Source organism: Nocardia tenerifensis NBRC 101015 (assembly GCF_000308715.1).
Taxonomy (GTDB): Bacteria; Actinomycetota; Actinomycetes; order Mycobacteriales; family Mycobacteriaceae; genus Nocardia; species Nocardia tenerifensis.
Window position 1 is genome coordinate 1 of sequence record NZ_BAGH01000523.1, and the last position, 6,347, is coordinate 6,347.

Consider the following 6,347-nt stretch of genomic DNA (forward strand, 5'->3'; position numbering starts at 1 on the left):
CGGAGGTCGCGACCAGCCCGCGGTCCCGGCGGCGACGCGCGAGGGCGTCCACGTAGGCGTTGGCCGCCCCGTACGCCGACTGACCGCCGCTGCCCCAGGTCCCGGACACCGAGGAGAACAGCACGAACGCGTCGAGTTCGCGATCGCCGAGCACCTCGTCGAGATGGGCCGCGCCCGCGGTTTTCGCGCGAAGGATCTCGGCGAACTGCTCGATATCGGTGTCGGACAACGGGTTCAGCTGGCCGAGGCCGGCGGTGTGCACGACGGCGGTCAGTGGTCGCCGCTCCGGTACGCGGGCGACCAGGTCGGCTACCGCGGCGCGATCGGCGATGTCGCAGGCGGTGATCGTCACCTCCGCGCCGAGTGCGGCGAGTTCGGCCGCCAGCGCGGCGGCACCCGGCGCGTCCGGCCCACCGCGACTGACCAGCAATAGATGTTGCGCACCACGGCGGGCGAGCCAGCGGGCGGTATGCGCGCCGAGTACGCCGGTGCCGCCGGTGATCAGGACCGTGCCACGCGGCGTCCATTCCGGTCCACTCGGCGTACTGTGCGGCGCGCGCGTGAGGCGGCGGGCGAACACGCCGGAGGCGCGCACCGCCAGCTGGTCCTCCGTCGTCATGGCCAGTACCGCGGGCAGCTCGGCCAGTGCGCGCTCGTCCAGTGATGCGGGCAGGTCGACGAGTCCGCCCCAGCCGGTCGGCCATTCGAGCGCGACCGCGCGGCCCATGCCCCAGGTCTGCGCCTGCGCCGGTGACCGCAGTTCCTCGGCGCGGCCGATGGCGACCGCGCCCCGGGTGACGCACCACAGTGGCGCGGTCGACGCGGCGCGCTGCATCGACTGGATCAGGGCGACGGTCGCGGCGAGCCCGGCGGGGACCGCGTCGTGCACCGGGTCCGGCTGTTCGTCGAGGGCGAGCAGCGACAGCACGCCGGTGAGTCCGGCGCAGTCGCCGATCGCCGGCTCGTGCGCGATCCTGACCTCGGCACCGGCGGCGCCCAGCGCGTCGAGGACCGCGGTCACGGCCGGGTCCGCGCGGTGCGCGGGTGGCACCACCACGAGCCACGCACCGGTGATCGCGCGGGTGTCGGCGCGTACCGGTGTCCAACCGACCTGATAACGCCAGCCGTCCAGCACGGACTGGGTCCGGGCCCGGCGTCGCCACTGCGCAAGAACGGGCAGCGCGCCGGTCAGCGGCTCGGGATCGGTGATACCCAGTTCGGTGGACAATGCTTCCAGGTCGGCCCGCTCGACCGCGTCCCAGAACCGGGAGTCCGGCTGCTCGGCGAGTGCAGTGCCCGCGGTGACTTTGGGGAGGAGCCAATAGCGCTGGCGCTGAAAGGGATACGTCGGCAGCGACACCGGGTGCGCGCCGCGGTCGGCGAAGTATTCGTGCCAGAACGGATTCGCTCCCTCGACGACCAGCCTGCCGAGTGCGGTGGCGAGCGCCCGCGGTTCCGATTGCCGGGCACGCAGACTCGGGATCGCGGTATCCGGTAGGTGGGGGATCAGGGTGCTGCCTGGCCCGATTTCGAGGAAGGTGGTGTGTCCGTCGTTGAGGGTGGTGATGGCGTCGGTGAAGCGGACGGTGTTGCGGGCGTGGTTGATCCAGTGTTGGGGGTTGGTGTGGTCGGTGGGTTGTCCGGTGAGGGTGGAGATGAGGGGGATGGTGGGGGTGGTGAAGGTGAGTTCGTTGATGGCTGTGCGGTAGTGGTCGAGGATTGGTTCCATCAGTGGTGAGTGGAAGGCGTGGGAGACGCGGAGCCAGGTGGTGCGGTGGCCGGGTAGTTGTGTGGCGAGGTCGGTGAGTGTGGCTCGATCGCCGGACAGGACGAGGGAGTTGGGGGAGTTGATGGCGGCTATGGCGACGGTGTTTTCGCGCCCGGTCAGGAGGGGCAGGATCTCGTGTTCGGTGGTGTCGATGGCGAGCATGGCGCCGCCTTCGGGTAGTGACTGCATGAGTTGGCCGCGGAGGGTGATCAGGCGTGCGGCGTCGGGGAGGGTGAGGGCGCCGGCGATGTGGGCGGCGGTGATTTCGCCGATGGAGTGTCCGGTGACCGCGGTGGGTGTGATGCCCCAGGATTCCCAGAGTCGGTAGAGGGCGACTTGGACGGCGAAGAGTGCGGGTTGGGTGTATTGGGTTTGGTCGAGTAGGTGTTGGTCGGTGCCGAAGATGATGTCGCGTAGGGGTTGTGGGAGGTGCAGGTCGAGTTGTGTGCAGGTGGTGTCGAAGGCGTCGGCGTAGGTGGGGTAGGTGTCGTAGAGTTCGCGGCCCATGCCGAGGCGTTGGCCGCCCTGACCCGAGAACACCATGGCGAGCCGCTGCTCCGTGGCCCGCCCGGTGATCACGGCGGGATGCGGGGTTCCCGCCGCGAGCTCCGCGAGCGCGCGCCGATACTCGTCGGGCTCCTCCGCCACGATCACCGCCCGCTCGGTGAGCGCCGCGCGGGTGGTCGCGAGCGCATAGCCGAGATCGAGGATCGACGCGTCGGCGTCGATGCGATCGATCAGCCGCGCGGCCGCGGCCGCGAGCGCGGCGCTGTCGTGCGCGGACAGCAGCAGCGGCACAACCGGCGCGGACCCCTGCGCCACAACGGGTTCCGGTTCCGGGACCTGTTCCAGGATCACGTGCGCGTTCGTGCCGCTGACCCCGAAGGCGGATACGCCAGCCCGGCGGGGCCGGTCGGCCGGCCACGGCTGAGACTCGTGCAGCAGCGAGACCAGGCCCTCGGTCCAGTCGACCTGTGGTGTCGGTTCGTCGACGTGCAAGGTGCGCGGTAGCCGTCCGTGCCGCATCGCCATGACCATCTTGATCACGCCCGCCACGCCGGCGGCGGACTGCGTGTGCCCGATATTGGACTTGATCGTGCCGAGCCAGAGCGGCTGTTCCCGTTCCTGCCCATAGGTGGCCAGTAGCGCCTGCGCCTCGATCGGGTCCCCGAGCCGGGTTCCGGTGCCGTGCGCCTCGACGGCGTCCACCTCGGACGGCCGCAGTCCGGCGGCGGCCAGCGCCTGCCGGATCACCCGCTGCTGGGACGGGCCGTTGGGCGCGCTGAGCCCGTTGGACGCGCCGTCCTGATTCACCGCGGAGCCGCGCAGCACGGCGAGCACCGGATGCCCGTTGCGCCGGGCGTCCGAAAGTCGTTCCAGCAGTACGAGTCCGGCGCCCTCGCCCCAGCCGGTCCCGTCCGCGGCGGCGGCGAAGGCCTTGCACCTGCCGTCGGCGGCCAGCCCGCGCTGGCGGCTGAACTCGACGAACGCCGCGGGCGTCGACATCACGGTCACCCCGCCCGCCAGCGCCAGCGAGCATTCACCGCCGCGCAGCGCCTGTGCGGCCAGATGCATGGCGACCAGCGACGAGGAGCAGGCCGTGTCGACCGTGACGGCGGGACCCTCCAACCCGAAGGCGTAGGAGATGCGGCCGGAGACAACGGCGGTCGCCGTGCCGGTGATCCGGTAGCCTTCCGTGCGTTCCTCGGCGTCGGCGGCCGCGTAGTGGGAGGTGGCCGCCCCGATGAACACGCCGGTGCGGCTCTTCGCGAGGCTGTCGACCGCGATGCCCGCGCGTTCGAAGCTTTCCCACGCGGTTTCCAGTAGCAGTCGCTGCTGTGGGTCCATCGCCAGCGCTTCCCTCGGCGAGATGCCGAAGACGGCGGCGTCGAACGCGGCGGCGTCGGTGAGGAAGGCGCCTTCTCGGGCGTAGGAGGTGCCCGGCCTGCTCAGTTCCGGATCGTAGAGACCGTCGAGGTCCCAGCCCCGGTCGGCGGGGAAGTCGGAGATCGCGTCGCGCCCTTGTTCGACGAGTTCCCACAGTGCTTCCGGTGAATCCGCGCCGCCGGGGAAGCGGCAGCCCATCGAGATGATCACCACGGGGTCGTCGTTATGTTGTGGCGCAACGGGATCCGCCGTGCCCGCGGGGGCGTCGCCCAGCAGCGTCCGTTCCAGATGGTCCACCAGCGCCGCCGGGGACGGATGGTCGAAGACCAGCGTGGCGGGCATCGCCACCCCCGTCGTGGTCCGGAGCCGATTGCGCAGCTGAACCGCGGTGAGCGAATCGACGCCCAGATCGCGGAACGCCGCCCGCGGCGACACCGCGTCGGGTGAATCGTGGCCGAGGACGGTGGCGACCTCGGCGCGCACCAGGTCGAGCATGGCGCGGCGGCGATCGGCGGCGCTCAGCCCGGACATGGCGCGCTGCCAGGCGGTTGCGTCCGTCGGTGACGCTGCGCGGTCCGGCTCGTCCAGCACCGCTCGCGCCTCGGCTAGATCGCCGATGAGCGGGCGTCGGCGGGCCGCGCTGAGGGTTGGGGCGAATCGGTTCCAGGCGATGTCGGCGACGACGAGATGGGTGTCGTCGCGATCGAGCGCCCGGTGCAGCGCGGCCACCGCCAACTCGGCGGGCATCGGCGGTAAACCCAAGCGGTGCAGCGCTTTTCCGGCTTCGTCGGCGGCCATGCCGTCGCCGTCCCAGGTCCCCCACGCGACCGCGAGCGCGTGCCGGCCCCGGTCGCGTCTGGCCCTGGCCAGCGCGTCGAGGTAGGCGTTGGCGGCGGCGTAGGCGCCCTGCCCGCCGCCGCCCCACACGCCCGCACCGGAGGAGAACAGCACGAAGGCGTCCAGGTCGGCGTTCGCGAATGCGTCGTCGAGATTGCGTGCGCCGCGCGCCTTACCCGCCCAGGTCCGCGCGACGAGCTCGGTCGTGGTGTCGCGCAACGACGCGGCGGCCGCCGAACCGGCGGTGTGGAAGACGGCGGTCACCGGCGTGCCGACGGCCGCGAGCAGCCGGTCGAGGGCCGCCCGGTCGGCGACGTCGCACGGCGCCACGTCGACCCGGATGCCGGGAGCGAGAGCAACGAGTTCGGCGCACAGCTCGCCAGCGCCGGGCGCCTCGGGACCGCGGCGGCTGGTGAGCACGAGGTGGCGCACGCCGGACCGGGCGAGCCAGCGGGCGACGTGCGCGCCGAGCGCGCCGGTGCCGCCGGTGACGAGCACGGGACCGTCGGTGCGCCACACCCGATTCGGTGTCACGGCGGTCGCGCGCGTCAGCCGCCGGACGAATACACCCGAGGCGCGGATGGCGAGTTGGTCCTCCGGCTGGTCATCGGCCAGCGCCGCCGCGAATCGAGCAGCGGCGCGCGCATCGGTCTGCTCGGGCATGTCGAGCAGGCCACCCCACCAACGGGGGTGTTCGAGACCGGCCACCTGCCCGAGACCCCACACCGCGGCCTGGTGCGGCGCACGGATGCGGTCGGCGGGACCGACGGCGACCGCGCCGGAGCTCACACACCACACCGACCCGTCGAGCTCCTGCGCCGCGCAGGCCTGGAACAGCGCCAGGGTCGTGGCGACGGGATCGTCGCCGAACGCCGCGAACGAAAGGACCCGCCGCGGCTGGTGTTCGGCGAGCAGTCGACCGAGGGACTCGCGAGACTCCCTGCCGTCACACGGGATTCGCACGACCGACGCGCCCGCATGGGTCAATGCGTCCAGCGCGGTGGTTATCACGGCGTGCTCGGCGGCGGCCGCGGGCAGGAGGGCCAGATGCGTGCCGGTGCCGGCCGGGCCGGCGTGCGGGGACGCGAGCGGGCGCCAGCTCACGTGGTAGCGCCACGAGTCGATGGTCGAGCTGGTGACGCGCTCGCGTCGCCAGTCCGACAGCAGCGTAACCGCCGGACGCAGTTCCGCGCGAGGATCTCGGTCCGTCACCGCGAGCAGTTCGGTGAGCGCGTCGAGATCCTGATGCTCGATCGCCTGCCAGAACTCGGCGTCGGCGCCGTCCGCCGCATCCGCGACCCTGGCCGGGGTGTCGAGCCAGTATCTGGTGCGCTGAAATGGATAGGTGGGTAACGGAATTCGCCGGGCGTGGATGGATTGCGTTGCCGCCCAGTCTATATAGACACCACGGGTCCACGCTTCGGCGGCGGAGACGAGCAGTCGGGTGAGGTCGCCGTCGTCGCGGCGCAGGGTGCCGACCGCGATGACGTCGTCGCCCGCGGACTCTTCGACGACGGCGGTGAGCACCGGGTGCGGGCTCGGTTCGACAAAGGTGGTGTAGGTGTCCGGCAGTGCCGCGACAACCTGGTGGAACAGGACGGTCTGCCGGAGGTTGCGGTACCAGTAGCCGGCGGTCAGCTCGGTGCCGGGCAGCGGCGTGCCGGTGACGGTGGAGTGGAACGGGATGTGCCCCGCGCGCGGGACGATCGGCGCGAGCGCCTCGGCGAGTTCCGCTTCGATCGCGTCGACGTGGGCCGAGTGCGAGGCGTAATCGACCGGGATACGGCGTACCCGCACGCCCTGGTGCTCCAGTTCGCCGAGCAGGCCGTCGATCGCCTCGGCGGCTCCGCTGACC

General features: G+C 71.9%; 1 protein-coding gene. It reads right to left on the reverse strand.

Features of this window, described 5'->3' with window-relative positions; all coding sequences use genetic code 11:
- The coding region (locus tag ON39_RS35050) for a type I polyketide synthase (RefSeq protein ID WP_040740610.1) at window positions 1-6,347 on the reverse strand (6,347 nt) is incomplete at both ends.